This is a genomic window from Sphingomonas sp. LR60 (assembly GCF_036855935.1).
GTDB lineage: Bacteria > Pseudomonadota > Alphaproteobacteria > Sphingomonadales > Sphingomonadaceae > Sphingomonas.
In genome coordinates, this window is sequence record NZ_JASPFK010000001.1 from 2,959,558 (window position 1) to 2,975,004 (window position 15,447).

Genomic DNA, 15,447 nt, shown 5'->3' on the forward strand with positions numbered 1-15,447 from the left:
TCCCTCGCCTTCTACGTACAGACGTAAGGCCGCCGCCTGTGCGATCCTTGAAGAAACCCAAGGATATCCGCATGCAGAACGCTAGCACGCCTTCGTCACGACAGACGATCGGCGTTTCCCTCGTCGATGGCGATTCCACCATTCGGCACGCGCGACAGCTGATGCTGCGCTCAGAAGACTATGACGTCCGGTCATATGCGACCTGCGCCGCGCTGCTCGCCGATCCGCGGTCGCGCGATTATCCGTGCATCATCCTCGACCTCGAAATGGAGGACGTCGACGGCCTCGCCCTCCTGCGCGAAATGCGGGGCAGTGGCTGGCGCGGCAAGGCGATCCTCCTCGATGGGCTCGACCCAGGCAGTGCGATGCTGATCGAGGCCGAGCGTCACGGCGACACGTTGTTTGCACGTAACATCGGCAATCGTGCGCTGCTGACCGAGATTGCGTCATCGATCGATCACGGTTGGGCCGGCTGGAACGCCGAGGACTGAGCGTAGGTAGTTCCCGACGCTGGGCCGAGCCCTGCCGCGGGCGGTAACGACAAGGCTCGCGCAGCCCGACCCAACGTCCCATCCCGGGTCCAGCGTCACGGAGATCTCGTCATGATCGTTAGCGGAGAAGGCGCCGAACCGTTGCTGCACAACAGTTCAGCGCCGGCCAACGAACGGCTGGTTGGCGACAACTCGCTGTCGGATGCTCCGCTCCAGAACGGGTGCTCGATGCGGTCTGATCGATCGACCGGGCCTTGGGCGCGATTGCCATCGCCTGCCTTGGCCCACTGAGCATGCTCGATCGCAGGTTCACCGCAGCGGCGACCCGCATCGCCGGTTTCACCGGCCAGCCTGGTGCCTTCGTGTCTGCGGTCGGCATCATCGTCTTCTGGTCGGTCACCGGGCCACTGTTCGGCTATTCGGATACGTGGCAGCTGGTCGTGAACACGGCGACTACGATCGTCACGTTCCTAATGGTCTTCCTGATCCAGAACTCGCAGAACCGGGATGCTGCCGCCATGCAGGCCAAGCTCGATGAGCTGATCCGGGCGGTCGACGCGGCGCGATCGCAATTCATCGGCATCGAGCATCTCACCGATCGCGAGATCGAGAAGGTACGCTCCGATCTGGAGCGCGAATGCAGCGAGATCGACGGCAAGCTGTCGCCGGTCGTCAGTCTCGCCAATCTCAGAAACCGCCTGTGACGCTGGCCCAACGCACCGCCTCGACGCTCGCCTCGTCCGGCAGCGTCAGGGCGGTGCGTTGAAGCTCAGGCGAGAACGCGCGCGAAGCGCGTTGCCCGATCGGCGAGATAATCCATCAGGTCGGCCGCATGCATCGTTAACCGGTCCTGTACCTCGTCGAGGGGCGGTCGGACGAACAAGGCCATGTCATGGACCACGGCGCGCTGGTCGTGCGATCCGCCGGCCAGCATCGCGATCACGACATTCTCCAAAGCGATCACCCGGTTGCGCAGGTACACCAGATCCTGATCGGAAAGATGATGGACGACGTCTACGTAAGGTGCCTTGACCGAGACCGCTTGTAAGAGTGCCCCACCCTCATTGTCCCAGCGGGCGAGTGCTCTGGTGTGCGACACCGCGGTCGTCGGCTGTGCGGTCCGCTCAAGCATCGGCCAAAGCCGGACCCATTCGACGCGAACGGGTCAGCGACGTCAGCCGTTCCTCATAGCCTTCGGCAATCCCAAGATGTGAGGCTCGTGCGCAACTGTCCGTCGATGCCGCGGCCAATGCGTTGGAGCGTGCGATCCGGGTAATGCAATAGGCGGCTTCATCCGGGTTCGTGTACATCGACGATCTCCTGATCGGTGCGCCATGCGATCGCGGTGATCGTCCTCGATTGGCTGTCCCATCTGGTAGCCCCTCGCGACCCGACCCACGACGATCGGATTATACATATAGGCGGCAGCGTCAGCGCCGCGCGATACGAAAACGGCACCACCCTCACTCAGCCCATGCCGAGGAGCGCCTGCATATGGCGGGCAATGACCGCCTCTTCGCGCGAGGGACGGGTGATCGCGATACAGGGCCCTCGGGGCGTCGACCCGACTTCCGTGGCCTGCGTCACGCCCGCCCAGGCGAGATCCGCGCAGATCATCTCCCGGACGCGGCCGTCATGCTCGCCGATCCCGCCGGTGAACACGATCATGTCGGTGCCACCCAGCGCGGTCATCATCGCCGCGATCTGCTTGGCGACCGACCGGCCGAACATCGCGATGGCCAAATTGGCGTCGGCATCGGGCGAGGCATGGTGCAGGACGCGCATATCGCCCGACCGGCCGGAGATGCCGAGCATCCCGGCCTCCTTGTCGATCAGCCGCTCCATTTCGGCCGGGCCATAGCCGCCCGCGCGCATGAGGTGGATCAGGATGCCCGGATCGAGGTCGCCGGTCCGCGTACCCATGATGACGCCTCCCGATGGCGTCAGGCCCATGCTCGTGTCGATCGACCGCCCTCCACGCACTGCAGTGACGCTGGCGCCGTTGCCGAGATGCGCGATCACCAGCCGCGCCGGCAGGTCCGGCCCGAGCTGATCCACGACGGACTCGCATGATAAGCCGTGAAAGCCATAGCGATGCACCCCCACTGTGCGCTGCGTCCGTGGGATCGGTAGCGTCCGCGCGATGTCGGGCATGCCGGCATGGAACACGGTATCAAAACACGCGATCTGCGCGCGTCCCGGATAGCGCGCGGTCGCGGTCGCTAGCAGCGCCAGCGCCGCGGGCACGTGAAGCGGTGCGAACGGCTCGGCCTGTTCGAGCTTGGCGATCACCTCGGCATCGATCCGGCAATGCCGCAGCAGCTGCGGTCCGCCATGTACGATGCGATGTCCGACCGCGATCGGCGGAGACGCACCGGCCTTCGCCAGCGCCGCGTCGATCGCCGCGAACGCGGCCTCTCCGTCAGCCGGGTCGACCTGCCCCGACACGATCGCCGGCAGGTCGGGCACAGCGAGGTCGAATGCCGCGAACTTCAGTGACGACGACCCGCTGTTCAGCACCAGCGCGCTGCTGGCGGCGGTCATGCCGGCCAGCGCCAGTCGCGCACCTCCGGCATGTCGTCGCCGTTCTCGGCGATGTAGAGCTTGTGACGCTCCATCGTCGTCCAGTAGCGCGCCGTCTCCGCCGGCACGCGGTCACGCAGGCGCGGGATGTGCTCGATCGCGTCGAGCGCCAGGCGATACCGGTCGAGATCGTTCAATGCGACCATGTCGAACGGCGTCGTCGTCGTCCCACGCTCCTGGTAACCGCGCACATGGATGTTGGCGTGGTTGGTGCGGGCATAGGTCAGCTTGTGGATCAGCGCGGGATAGCCGTGGAACGCGAAGATCACTGGCTTGTCGGCTGTGAACATCGCGTCGAACTCGCGCTCGTCTAGGCCATGTGGATGCCGCGTTCGGGGCTGCAGAACCATCAGGTCGACGACGTTCACCACGCGGATGCGGATGTCGGGGACATAGTCGCGCAGCAGCGTCACCGCCGCCAACGCCTCCAGCGTCGGCACGTCGCCGGCACAGGCCATGACGACCTCGGGATCCGCGTCGTCCCCGGCCCAGTCCCAGATGCCCGCGCCAGCCATGCAATGCCGGACCGCCGCGTCCATGCCCAGCCACTGCGCCTCGGGTTGCTTGCCCGCGACGATGACATTCACATAGCCGCGGCTGCGGAGGCAGTGGTCGGCAACCGACAACAGCGTGTTCGCATCGGGCGGCAGGTAGAGCCGCGCCACGTCCGCGGTCTTGTTGGCGACGTGGTCGAGGAAGCCGGGATCCTGGTGTGACAGGCCATTATGATCCTGGCGCCAGACATGCGACGTCAGCACGTAATTGAGCGAGGCGATCGGCCGGCGCCACGGGATGCCCTTGGTGACCTTCAACCACTTGGCGTGCTGGTTGACCATCGAGATCGACGATGTGGACGAACGCCTCGTAGCACGAGAACAGCCCGTGCCGGCCGGTTAGCAGATAGCCCTCGAGCCAGCCTTGGCAGAGATGCTCGCTGAGCACCTCCATCACCCGGCCGTCAGGCGACAAATTCTCGTCGACCGGCTCGATATCGACCATCCAGACCTTGCTCGTGACATCGTACACATCGGCGAGCCGGTTGGAGGCGGTCTCGTCGGGACCGAACAGGCGGAAGTTCACGCTGCCCATGTTGAGCTTCATCACGTCGCGTAGATACGTACCCAGCACACGCGTCGCGGGCGCATCGACCTGCCCCGGCGCGGCGACCGGCACGGCGTAAGTACGGAAGTCTGGCAGCGACAACGGCGCCAGCAGCTCGCCGCCATTAGCATGCGGGTTCGATCCCATCCGCCGATGTCCGGTCGGGGCGAGCGACGCGTATTCGTCGAGGAACTTGCCGTTCGCATCGAACAGTTCTTCCGGCCGGTAGCTCCGCATCCACGCCTCAAGCTGTCCCAGATGCTCGGGATCCTTTAAATCGGCGATTGGCACCTGGTGTGCGCGCCATGTTCCCTCCACGGGCTTGCCGTCGACGACCTTCGGCCCCGTCCAGCCCTTCGGCGTCCGGAACACGATCATCGGCCAGCGCGGGCGCGCCGGCTTCGCGCCTTCGACGCGCGCCGCGGCCTGGATCGCCTTGATCTGCGCCAACGCGTCATCGAGCGCGACCGCCAGTTGCTGGTGAACCACTTGCGGGTCGCTGCCCTCGACGAAGATCGGCTCGTGCCCGTAGCCGCGCAGCAGGGCTTCAAGCTCGTCATGGTCGATCCGCGCGAGAATCGTCGGGTTCGCGATCTTGAAGCCGTTGAGGTGCAGGATCGGCAGCACCGCGCCGTCACGTGCGGGGTTCAGGAACTTGTTGGAATGCCAGCTCGCTGCCAGCGCGCCGGTTTCCGCCTCGCCGTCGCCGATCACGCACGCGACGAGCAGATCGGGATTGTCGAACGCCGCGCCATAGGCGTGCGCGAGCGAATAGCCCAGCTCGCCGCCCTCGTGGATCGAGCCGGGCGTCTCAGGCGCGACATGGCTCGGAATTCCGCCCGGCCAGGAGAATTGACGGAACAGGCGGTGCATGCCGCTGCGGCTGCGCTCGATCGCGGGATAGCGTTCGGTGTACGATCCCTCGAGATAGGTGTGTGCCACCAGCCCGGGGCCGCCATGCCCTGGACCGATGCTGTTTATCATGTCGAGATCATGCTCGACGATTAGCCGGTTGAGGTGGACGTAGAGGAAGTTCAGCCCCGGCGTCGTCCCCCAATGTCCGAGCAGCCGCGGCTTCACGTCGGCAATGGTCAGCGCCCGGTCGAGCATCGCATTGTCGCGCAGGTAGATCTGGCCGACCGACAGATAGTTGGCCGCGCGCCAATAGGCGTCCATCCGCCGCAGCATGTCCGGTGCCAGCGGCCCCTGCCGACACGGCAAATTCTGGACGAAGCTTTGATGTGGAAGGACTGCGGTGGTCATGACTGGCTTCCGAAATCGAGGACGACACGCGAGGGCACCTGGCCATGTTCGAGGCGCTCGAAGACGGCGTTGATCGCCGACAGCGGCCGGAGTTCGATGTGGGCCTTCACCTTGCCGGTCGCGGCAAAGGCCAAGGCTTCCGCCATGTCCTTGCGGGTGCCGACGAACGAGCCGCGGACGGTGATGCAGTTCGCCACCACATCGAACAGCGGCAGCGGAAACTCGCCGGGCGGCAGGCCGACGAGCACGCACGTGCCATGCCGGCGCGTCATTGCAACGCCCTGGTTGAACGCAGCCAGTGACGGCGCGGTGATGAGCACGCCGTGCGCGCCCCCGCCGGTCGCCGTCTTCAGGTCACCGATCGGGTCGGCGCCGCGCGCATTGACCATCACTTCCGCGCCGAGCGCGCTGGCGTGCGCCAGCTTGCCTTCATCGACGTCAATTGCGCAGACCCTCAGGCCCATCGCGATGGCATACTGGACGGCAAGGTGGCCGAGCCCCCGACGCCGGAGATCGCGACCCATTCGCCGGGCTTCGCGCCGGTTTCCTTCAGGCCCTTGTAGGTCGTGACGCCGGCGCAGATTATCGGCGCGGCCTCGACCGCGGACAATCCATCTGGGATGCGCGCGACATAGTCCGGGTCGGCGAGGATGTATTCGGCGAAGCCGCCATTGCGGGTGTAGCCGCTGAACTGGATGTCGGGGCACACGGTCTCCCATGCGGACAGGCAGTATTCGCAGTGCCCGCAGGCCGAGTACATCCACGGCACACCGACCCGGTCACCGAGCTTCACGACCTCGACGCCGGCACCGACCTCGACGACGATGCCGATGCCCTCATGGCCGGGGATGAAGGGTGGGGCCGGCTTGACCGGCCAGTCGCCGCGCGCGGCGTGCAGATCGGTGTGGCACACCCCGCACGCCTCAGTTTCGACCAATATCTGGCCGGGACCGGCGGTCGGGATTTCAACCTCCCGAAGCGTCAGCTGTTGGCCGAAGGCCTCGACGACGGCAGCCTGCATCATATGCGGCATGAATGTTTCCTTCGACAGGGTGGCGATGCGGCGGGGGCAGGCATCGTCATCGTGAGAACCGGCGCGCGAGCTGGGGGTCCCGCCGTAGCGCCTCCTCGCCGAAGGCAATCTGCGCGCAAGTCCGTTGTGCCTGTTGCGCCACGTCACACAGGTAGGTGGCGGCGGTGTTTCGCCCGGTCTTACCTGTAATCAGCGCGAACCGTTTGTGCTCGCGCGAGTGCATGCCGAAGGCGTGGACGATATAGTCGTCGAAGACGGCGCTCAGCCCCAGCTCTTGCCCTTCCTGGGCGAGCCAGGGGCCAGACATTGCCGACGTCGTGAAACTGAGAAGCCGCTTGTCGCCGAGGAGGTCGCCGCGCGTTTGCTCGCGCACATTATGCGGCGAAACGCCGGCACCGAACACTCGCTCGACATAGCCCTTCATCATCGCCGGCGGGGACCCGAACCAGATTGGATAGATCAGCACGAACACGTCGCATCCCCACAGGATGTTGCGTTCGGCGGTCACGTCACCAAACCGGATCGGATTAGGCAGGGTAGGCCGCTCGGCTGCCTGTAGGACTGGATCAAAGTGCATGGCGTAGAGGTCGCGCAGGACGACGTCCTGGCCGGCAGCGTGGACCTCCTCGCAATAACGATCGGCGATCGCGCGATTGAAGCTGTGTGGATCGGGGTGGCACAGAATGACCGCGTGTCGCGCCTCTCGAGCGACGATCTGTTCCTGCACGCTCATCGTAAGACCCGATCTTCTACGCAGCGGCGCCACACGGATTGTCCGGGCAGAGCAATCTGCCGATCGGGCGTGCGCATGCTGCAAGGAGACGCTGAGCTAGGCGTCAGCCGTCGTGTGGGACAGCCTCGGAAACTACGCATCAGATGACCGCGCGTTGACATCTGCCCGAGCGTATCGAACGGACGTCTGCCTACGCCGTCTGAGCACTCCAGACTGATTGAGCCGTCAGCCGCCAGGGACTGGCCAACCGACCCCGCGTACTGCCTGTACGAACGGCTATTTACCGGCGAGCGACGCTCGGAAGCGGACTGGCGGCTTTCCACCAGATTTGAACGCCGACGGTCCGCTCTCTCACTCCGCGTGTTGGGAGGAAATTGACGCGACATCGCTGCACAAACCATTCGACTTCCCCACCGACCAGAGCGACAGCAGCAGGCATGATGCCGATCAGGCGGTTCTCCCCGTCCTGCCCCGGGTGAGTCTCTCACCGGGGCTGTAGCTGGTGGGAACGGCATGGTGCCGCCTCCCGCACGGATGATCAGCATCATGACCAACCTCAGCGACACACAACGCGTCCTGCTCTCGGGTGCAGCGCAGCGCGACAACGGCAGCCTTCTCCCGCTCCCCGCATCGCTCCGGCCCGGCGGCGGCGTCACCAAGGCGCTCAGCGCTTTGTTGAATCGCGGTTTCACTGAAGAGCGGGAGACGAACGACCCTGCAGCGATCCGCCGCACCGATGATGACACCCGCTACGGCGTCTTCATCACGGAATCTGGTACGGCCGCAATCGGCATTGAGGCCTCGGAGAAAGCGGGTTTGGTCGCAGGCGCGACTGCTTCATCCACCGCGCCTCCTTCGACGCCGCGCACGAGCAAGATCAACGCGGTTGTTGTTCTCCTATCGCGCGCCGACGGTGCCACGCTGTCCGAGCTCATCGAGGCAACCGGATGGCTGCCGCACACCACACGCGCAGCGCTGACAGGATTGCGGAAGAAGGGTCACGAAATCGACCGTGGCAAGCGCGCTGGTGCGACCTGCTACCGCATCGTGGCAGCGGCGTGATGCCGGTCTCGGACGAGGTCACCGCGCTTGAGGCGCTCTCGCTGGCTGACCTCCGGGTACGCTGGACGCAGCTGGTGGGGGCACCAGCACCGAAGGTCGGTACCAGCATGCTGCGACTTGCGCTCGCCTGGGAGATGCAAGCTCGCGCGCAAGGTGGTCTCAGCCGCGGCACCAGCCGCGCGCTGGATCAGCTTGCGCGGGGCGCACGCGCACCGCCGATGTGCGAGCGGGCATGCGACTGGTGCGCGAATGGCAAGGCCGCGCGCATGTGGTCGAGGTCGGCGAAGACGAGATCATCCGCTGGAACGGACGGGAGTTCCGCTCGCTGAGCGAGGTCGCGCGTGCGATCACTGGCACGCGCTGGTCTGGTCCCGCCTTCTTTGGGCTGAAGAGGGCGGTGGCGGCATGAAGACGATCCGCTGCGCCATTTACACGCGCAAGTCATCCGATGAGGGGCTGGAGCAAAGCTTCAACAGCCTGGATGCGCAGCGCGAGGCATGTGCGGCCTACATCCTCTCGCAAGCCAGCGAAGGCTGGACGGAGCTTCCCGACATCTACGATGACGGCGGTCTGTCTGGCGGCACGCTCGAGCGCCCTGCCCTGCGGCGTTTGCTCGCCGATGTGGCCGCAGGACGGATCGACACCATCGTTGTCTACAAGGTAGACCGCCTGACCCGCTCGCTGTTCGACTTCGCTAAACTCGTGGAGACGTTCGACAAGGCCGGTACGAGCTTCGTGTCGGTGACGCAGTCGTTCAACACCACAACCAGCATGGGGCGACTGACGCTCAACATGCTGCTGTCGTTTGCCCAGTTCGAACGCGAGGTTACCGCCGAACGGATCCGCGACAAGATCACGGCGTCGAAAGCACGTGGCATGTGGATGGGCGGTATTCCGCCGCTCGGCTATGCGCCGAACGGCCGCAGCCTTACTATCGTCGAGGAGCATGCCGCACTCATTCGCGACCTGTTTGCACGACACCTGCGGCTCGGAAGCGTGCCGCGGCTCGAAGCCGAGCTGCTGGCTGACGGGATCAGCACACCAAAGCGGATCACCCTTAACGGCAGGCCGCTTGGCGGCGGCAGGTTTACGCGCGGGCAGCTCTACGCGATCCTGAAAAACGTCATCTATACCGGCCGCATCGCACACCGCGGTGTCATCCATCCCGGCCAGCACGACGCCATCATCGATGAAGCCACGTTCGACGCAGTACAGGTCTCACTGGCATCGAATGTACGCGGCGAGCGGCCCCGTACACGCGCCGCCAACCCCAGCCTGCTTGCCGGCAGGATCGTCGATACGGCCGGCGAACCGCTGCTCGCAACCCACGCCGTGAAGGGCATGGTGCGGCATCGCTACTACGTCAGTCAGGCGCTGCACCATGGGCGCAGTGACGTCGGCGTGCGGCTGCCCGCGCGTGAAATCGAAGGGCTTGTTCTGGCGCAGCTCGGCAACTTCCTTGCCGATCCGCTGGCACTCGCGGCAACATCTGGGTTCGACCTGACCTTGGACGAAATGACCGGCTTTCACGATCGCTGCGCTTCGTTAAGCGGCGCGCTGGTTGGCCGCCATTCGCCGGTGTTGATGCAACTTCTTCGCAAGGTCGAGGTCGCAAGGCATGAGGTGACGCTCCACCTCCACGCCGAAGCGTTGACCCGTCTGCTTGAAGCCACGCGTGCGCCTGATGCTCCGGCGACGATCTCGTTGACCTGCGCGGCGCGCCTGACCCGCTCCGGTCGCGCGCTGCGGCTGGTGCAGGCAAGGGAGACGCTGCCAGCCGGAACGCCGGACCGTGCGCTGGTCCGGCTGATCGCTCAGGCGCGACGTTGGTGGGCGGTGCTGCGCGCCGGCGACATCAACACGAGCGAGCTCGCAAAGCGCGAGGGCATCACTCCTTCCTATCTCACCCGGGTGGTGCGCCTCGCCTTCCTGGCGCCGGACATCACCGACGCAATCCTGGCAGGGCGACAGCGCATCGGGATCACCGTTGGCAGGCTCACCCTCGGTGAGCCGCTGCCCGCCGACTGGCATGCGCAGAAGGCACTAATGTTGCAGGCTCCCGCTAACCGGAGCTGCTAGGCGCGCTCATCCTGCAAAGGCCCGGATAGAGCGCGAACCATGTCGCGCCGTGCCGTGCGGTCACGTGTCTCACGCACGTGGCGAACAAAGGCTGTGAGGTTTGGCTGCACGCAACGAAGGCCGGTGCGAGCGGGCTCAGGTCGCCGGCAGAAGCCGCGGCGCTCACACCCGGCATGGTCATAGCCACCGTCAACGCTATCCCGCTCGCGGGCATGGAAGATGCCATGCTCCAGGTCGTTGGAGCAGCCGGCAACAACGCGTCGCTTGGCATGGTTGGGGGCCGAACCGTGACGTTAGGAGCAAAATCATGAACCGGCGGCACATGCTGGCCTCCTTGACGCTCCTGGCCATGACAACGCCAGCCGCGGCAAAAGACATTTATTTCTACGGATCGCCACCGGACTGGACACGCTACAAGGAACTGGGGGACGCGGCGGTGCGCGCGCGGCTGGCTGATCCAAAAGTACGCCACGAGCTGCACGCTGTAAGTGAATGGCCGGTCGAGTGGCCGAATGGCTACATGCAGGGAGGCTGGCGGCATGACGGAAAGTCGTTTGAATATCTGACATGCGGTCGGCTGCGGGCGCTTACACCGGTCGATGAACGATATTTCGTGATAAATCTCGCGATTGTTATCGACCATGACAGGGCAGCAGGTATCGATCTCAGCAGCCGCGAGAGCAACAGCCTCGTCAACGTGATCTGCAGCGCATTGGTACCAAAGGCATGCTGCCGCCTGCCCCGTCGGCAGAAGCATCGCCGGACCTGACTGTTGCTTCGGTGAGCGTGACGATCGGGCCCATGCCCGACGGCGCCTATGTAGTGGAAGTTGCGCCTGATGGTGCCGGCCGGCGTGCTGGTCTCACCCCCGGCATGGTGATCGCCCGCGTCAACGGGATTTCGCTGGTCGGCATGGGTGCAGCGATGAGCAACATCCTGGGCAGCGAAGCCGCGAGCCTCGACGTCGAGACAGTCACGGGCGGGCACGTCATTATCGAGCAACCTCGATGAGCCGCGGCTGGCAGATGGGCTGGTACAATGGCTGGAGCCCCGCGGAGCGGATGGCGACGCTGCCGATACAGCGTGAAGCGATCCGTTCGGGCAGGATCGCCGCACCGGAGACCTGCTCGATTTGCGGCGTCACGCCCGAGCCTGGCTCGAACAATCCGGTCGGTTTGCACGACGAGGATTACAGCCAGCCGCTCCTGACCTATCATATTTGCCAAATATGCCACCGTACCTTGCATGGGCGCTTCGAACACCCTGACCCGTGGCGTACGCTGGTTCGAACGCATGGCAGTGGCAGCCGCGGGTTTGAGGGGCTGACCATCGATCCCGCTTCGCAGCGGCAGCCGTTCGAGGTGATGTACCCGGCCGGCCTGCCGCGCGATTGACCTACCAGGATGCGGCGGATGGGACATCGCCGTCATAGAAGCGAGATGACCGGTTCGGTCGCGACGGCCGGATCCTTCGACCGTTACCGTCGAACTTCGCATCCACCCACACGCGATTGTCAAAGGTAAACTCCAGGAATTGCGTGAGCGCATCGACCTGATCGTCGTTGCGCCCGTCGGGAAAGGCCTGAAGCTCATGCCGCAGCGCTGGAAGCCACTCGGCGCTCGCGGGCAAAAGAAAGCCGCCGCTCTGCAACTGCACCGTGTGTCCGGCCAGTCGATCGACTTTCGAGCTGGTGGGGGTCGGACATCGCAGCGCGCCAGGCAGGTTTGCCGCTTTCACCTGCTGGTAGAGCGCGATGCCGATGGATGCACCTTCGATGATCAAGGCGTCCGCTCGCCAATGGCGATGCCAGGCGATCACCCGCTCGGTCAACGTGGTGAAAGCGGCCTGGATGCGGATCACATCAAGCAGGTACCAGTCGCCATCGCGAAATCCCCAGGTCATGCCCACGGAATAATCCGCGGTGATCCGTTCGGTGATCGCCGGATCCCAGCTCTGCACCACCTTGTGGAAGAAGATGCGCGGCGGGCGCTCGTCATATTGTCCGAACCAGTCGAGATCGATGAGCCCACCATCGGCAACGACGGGGTTCTGCTGGAACTGCGCACCGAAATTGCGTGCGCCCATGAGCAGCCGCTGCTCCTCGAGATATGCACGCGGGGCCAGGGCCGGTGCGAGAACGTCCCCCTTACGGCGGTGCCAGACTCGACCGCGAGGAAGCGGTATATCTTCGTCCTGCTCAGCGATGGCCGGCAGGTTGAGGTGATGCCATTCCCCGGTACGTAGCGCCCAGCCGGCAAGATCGTCCTCGTGAATCCGCTGCTGCACGATCACCAGCCGACTGTCGGCGAGGTTGTCGAACCGGTTGAAGAAGGTCGTACGAAACGTCTCGATGGCACGCTCGCGCTCGACAGGCGACAGACTTTCTCCCGCCTTGTGGAAGTCGTCCACGATCATGAAGTGAGTGCCAAGCCCGGTCATGGCACCGTTCTTGGAGGCGGCGCGGACGCCCCCGCCCCCGGTCACCTCGAAATGGTCGCTGCGGTCCTTGCCGCGCTTGATGATGGTGTGCGGGAAGAAATAGCGGAAGCGCGCATCCCTCACGATCGAGCGCGCTTTGTCGACGAGCGGGATCGACAAGGCATCGCCGTAGCTTACGATCGTCACCTTGGCTTTAGGGTCATTGCCCAGCAGCCATGCGGCGAACGAGCCCGAGATCAGCTCCGACTTGCCATGGCGCGGCGGCAGGTTGATGACGAGCCGGTTGATCGTACCGAGTGCGAGTTGCTCGAGCACGTGGACCATCGCGTCGATATGCTGACCGGGGACGAGCGTCTCGCCCCCGTGCAGCATGCGGAACGCCTCCTTGTGGAAGTCACCGAGCGAGCGCTGGACAATCGCGCGGTACATCGCACGCTCCGCACCGTCGGAAAGCAATGTGGGATTGCTCATCGCCGGCCTCCCTCATCGATGTTGGTAGCAGGATCCGCCTGGCGCTCACGGCGAATGACCGGCCTTGCCGGCAGCCCATGCTCTTCGAGCATCTGCTCGATGATCTGCCGCTCCCACTCGAACGCCTCGGGCGTCTCGTCACGTTCCACATTCTTGCGAACAGCGGCAAGGAAGAGCTCGAGCAGGATCTGTTGCGATTTGACGGTGCCTTTGGCCGCGCCCGCCTTGAGCAGCTGAAGGGCGAAGGTGCCGGTGTTGAGCCTGACGTCCTGCCCGTTAACGCGAGCGACGAAGTCCGCAGTCAGTTCACGCTCGAACTCGGCCAGCGGATCGAGCTTCTCTTTCGGCTTCGGTCCCCGCGGATTGCCGCTCTGCCCCTTCTGCCACCGGCTATGAGCCGGGGGCCGCCCCTTGCCGACGATGTACTCGCCATCATCACTCCAATTGGCGCCGGTACGCGCAACAACATGATGGACGCGTTTGACTGCTGCCGCCGAACGCAGGTCAGCGCCTCGCTCTTCCGTTTGGCCCGGCGGACCATCCGGGGTCGGGGCTGGCAATTGGCGCGTACGGCTTCTGACAGCGATGCGCGGGGCAGCCGACGCCGCCGTTGGAGCAGTCGCTGCCGGCGCGGAAACCGGCATTTCGCGAGGAGGTCGAGGACGATTGATTGGCCGAATAGGCATGATGATATTCCAGTGATCGGAAGAGAGGATCAGGCAGCGCGCCGTGCGCGCGCACGCGGCATCACGTCGGGGCGAACCGAGGGCGCGGGTGCTACATCGTCGATGGCGTCGGTCGCCGCTGCCCGCCGTTCGGCGACTTCTGCAAACGTCTCGCCGGTCTCCTGCAATACCGCTTGTCGTCCCGTCGCTTGCTCCCAGCGCTGCACGATCGCATCGACATAGAGCGGGTCCAGTTCGACCCCGCGGCAGACCCGGCCGGTACGCTCGGCAGCGATGAGGGTGGAACCGCTGCCCAGAAAGCCATCGAGCACGATCTCGCCGCGATCGGTCGCATCACGAATAGCGTCCGACAGCATCGCGACGGGCTTGCTCGTCGGATGCATGGCGAGGAGAGCATCTCGCTCGACGCCAAAGCTATTCATGCCCGCATAATGCCAACAATTCGTCCGGTTGCGTCCGAACCGTCCGAGTTGCACATTATTTCGGTGTGACGCCTTACCTTTCTTGACAATAAATATAAGCTCATGCTGCGACCTGTAGAACGAACCCATTCCTCCTGATCTTTTTATCCAGACCGCAAGGTTGAACATTGTAAGATCTGCCGCCCGGATGCCGGACATGATCTCCCAGATGTGGCGCCAGTCCATGAAGAGGTAGAGTAATGCTCCGTCGATGCAGCAGGAAGCAAGCGTTCGGGTACTTGTCGTTTGAAACTCGATGAACTCCGCTTCGCTCATTTCGCCGCTGGCCTGAGCAAATTCACGATGCTTTGCCTTGCCAAGCCCGCTGACGTGACCCGATATTTTCACGTTGAACGGCGAGTCAGTCAGCACCATGCGGGCCTGCTCGTCGCCCATCAGCAGGCGCAGATTGTCCATCTCTAGCGATGATCCGCACAGCACCCGGTGCTCGCCCATCTCCCAAACATCGCCAACCCGGGTGACTTCGCTGCCGGGCAGCCCCGGCGACACCGGACCATCATCTGCATCCTCCTCGACCGTCTCCGGGGCGGGTTGGACGAGATTGTCGATCTCGACCGTGTCGAAGCCGGTCACCTCATAGGCGATCTCGGTATCGAGGCTGAGCAGCTCGGAGAATTCGGCAGCAAGCTCAATCCGGTTCCACTCGGACGTTTCCGCCAGTTTGTTCAGCGCAATACGCAGCATGCGCACCTCGGCATCGTCGAGGTGATCGATGCAGACCGTCGGCACCTCCGCGTAGCCCAGTTCCCGCGCTGCTGAGACGATGCCCTCGCCTCCGATGATCGTCATATTGCCGTCAATGAGGATAGGCAGAACAATTCCGAAGCTGGCAACCGAGTTACGCAGCGCTTCCTCTGCTCCGTCCTTGCGCTTGCGCAGACGTCGTTCGTAGAATTTCAGTTCGTCGATCGGCAGATACTCGATGCGGTCGAGCCGCACGTTGTGACGCAAGATGCGCCCGATGTCCGGCGATGCATCTTCGACGGAAGCGCGTCCCCTACACGTGTTCATACACGAGCTCCTT

General features: G+C 64.3%; 15 protein-coding genes and 2 pseudogenes. 8 read left to right on the top strand and 9 right to left on the bottom strand.

Annotation, left to right across the window (positions count from 1 at the left end; translation table 11 throughout):
• Positions 1–71: 71 nt before the first annotated feature.
• Positions 72–491, top strand: a complete 420-nt coding sequence (locus tag QP166_RS13855) for a response regulator (RefSeq protein ID WP_333916442.1) — start codon at positions 72–74, stop codon at positions 489–491.
• A gap of 293 nt (positions 492–784) precedes the next feature.
• On the top strand, positions 785–1,195 hold the full coding sequence (locus QP166_RS13860; protein WP_333916443.1) for a low affinity iron permease family protein: 411 nt from the start codon (positions 785–787) through the stop codon (positions 1,193–1,195).
• 65 nt (positions 1,196–1,260) lie between these two features.
• On the opposite strand, the gene QP166_RS13865 is transcribed toward QP166_RS13860, so the two are convergent.
• The 6 genes and pseudogenes from QP166_RS13865 to QP166_RS13890 all read right to left on the bottom strand — a co-directional run bounded on the left by QP166_RS13865 (position 1,261) and on the right by QP166_RS13890 (position 7,204).
• On the bottom strand, positions 1,261–1,623 hold the full coding sequence (locus QP166_RS13865; RefSeq protein WP_333916444.1) for a hypothetical protein: 363 nt from the start codon (positions 1,621–1,623) through the stop codon (positions 1,261–1,263).
• Positions 1,624–1,958: 335 nt separating this feature from the next.
• Positions 1,959–3,035: an acetate/propionate family kinase gene (locus tag QP166_RS13870; protein WP_333916445.1), complete on the bottom strand. Its 1,077-nt coding sequence runs from the start codon at positions 3,033–3,035 to the stop codon at positions 1,959–1,961.
• Positions 3,032–3,886, bottom strand: coding sequence for a hypothetical protein (locus tag QP166_RS13875; RefSeq protein WP_333916446.1), 855 nt, complete (start codon positions 3,884–3,886; stop codon positions 3,032–3,034). Before QP166_RS13875 ends, QP166_RS13870 begins: the two co-directional genes overlap by 4 nt.
• Complete coding sequence (locus QP166_RS13880; RefSeq protein ID WP_333916447.1) at positions 3,798–5,438, bottom strand: phosphoketolase family protein; 1,641 nt, start codon at positions 5,436–5,438, stop codon at positions 3,798–3,800. Before QP166_RS13880 ends, QP166_RS13875 begins: the two co-directional genes overlap by 89 nt.
• Positions 5,435–6,471 (bottom strand): annotated as a pseudogene (gene adhP, locus QP166_RS13885) (alcohol dehydrogenase AdhP). Before adhP ends, QP166_RS13880 begins: the two are co-directional and overlap by 4 nt.
• A 46-nt stretch (positions 6,472–6,517) precedes the next feature.
• Positions 6,518–7,204 carry an NAD(P)H-dependent oxidoreductase gene (locus QP166_RS13890; RefSeq protein ID WP_333916448.1) on the bottom strand — a complete coding sequence of 229 codons (687 nt, stop codon included), beginning with the start codon at positions 7,202–7,204 and terminating at the stop codon, positions 6,518–6,520.
• 546 nt (positions 7,205–7,750) lie between these two features.
• On the opposite strand from QP166_RS13890, the gene QP166_RS13895 reads away from it, so the two are divergent.
• The 6 genes and pseudogenes from QP166_RS13895 (at position 7,751) to QP166_RS13920 (ending at position 11,739) form a co-directional block, all read left to right on the top strand.
• Positions 7,751–8,266, top strand: coding sequence for a DUF3489 domain-containing protein (locus tag QP166_RS13895; protein WP_333916449.1), 516 nt, complete (start codon positions 7,751–7,753; stop codon positions 8,264–8,266).
• Positions 8,266–8,675: pseudogene (locus QP166_RS13900) on the top strand (DUF2924 domain-containing protein). The gene QP166_RS13895 and the pseudogene QP166_RS13900 overlap by 1 nt, the downstream one beginning before the upstream one ends.
• The gene (locus tag QP166_RS13905; protein ID WP_333916450.1) at positions 8,672–10,345 is read left to right on the top strand and encodes a recombinase family protein; all 1,674 of its coding nucleotides are present in this window, start codon (positions 8,672–8,674) and stop codon (positions 10,343–10,345) included. Before QP166_RS13900 ends, QP166_RS13905 begins: the two are co-directional and overlap by 4 nt.
• Before the next feature lie 307 nt (positions 10,346–10,652).
• A complete protein-coding gene (locus QP166_RS13910; RefSeq protein ID WP_333916451.1) occupies positions 10,653–11,114 on the top strand; it encodes a hypothetical protein in 462 nt (153 codons plus the stop codon).
• Between the two features lie 32 nt (positions 11,115–11,146).
• Complete coding sequence (locus QP166_RS13915) at positions 11,147–11,356, top strand: hypothetical protein (RefSeq protein WP_333916452.1); 210 nt, start codon at positions 11,147–11,149, stop codon at positions 11,354–11,356.
• On the top strand, positions 11,353–11,739 hold the full coding sequence (locus tag QP166_RS13920; RefSeq protein WP_333916453.1) for a hypothetical protein: 387 nt from the start codon (positions 11,353–11,355) through the stop codon (positions 11,737–11,739). The genes QP166_RS13915 and QP166_RS13920 overlap by 4 nt, the downstream gene beginning before the upstream one ends.
• Position 11,740: 1 nt before the next feature.
• Here QP166_RS13920 and terL read toward each other — a convergent pair whose 3' ends face one another.
• The 3 genes from terL to QP166_RS13935 form a co-directional block, all read right to left on the bottom strand.
• Positions 11,741–13,213, bottom strand: a complete 1,473-nt coding sequence (gene terL / locus QP166_RS13925; protein ID WP_333916454.1) for a phage terminase large subunit — start codon at positions 13,211–13,213, stop codon at positions 11,741–11,743.
• A 38-nt stretch (positions 13,214–13,251) separates the two neighbouring features.
• Complete coding sequence (locus QP166_RS13930; RefSeq protein ID WP_333916455.1) at positions 13,252–13,815, bottom strand: DUF5681 domain-containing protein; 564 nt, start codon at positions 13,813–13,815, stop codon at positions 13,252–13,254.
• 155 nt (positions 13,816–13,970) lie between these two features.
• Complete coding sequence (locus QP166_RS13935; protein ID WP_333916456.1) at positions 13,971–15,434, bottom strand: site-specific DNA-methyltransferase; 1,464 nt, start codon at positions 15,432–15,434, stop codon at positions 13,971–13,973.
• Positions 15,435–15,447 lie beyond the last annotated feature (13 nt).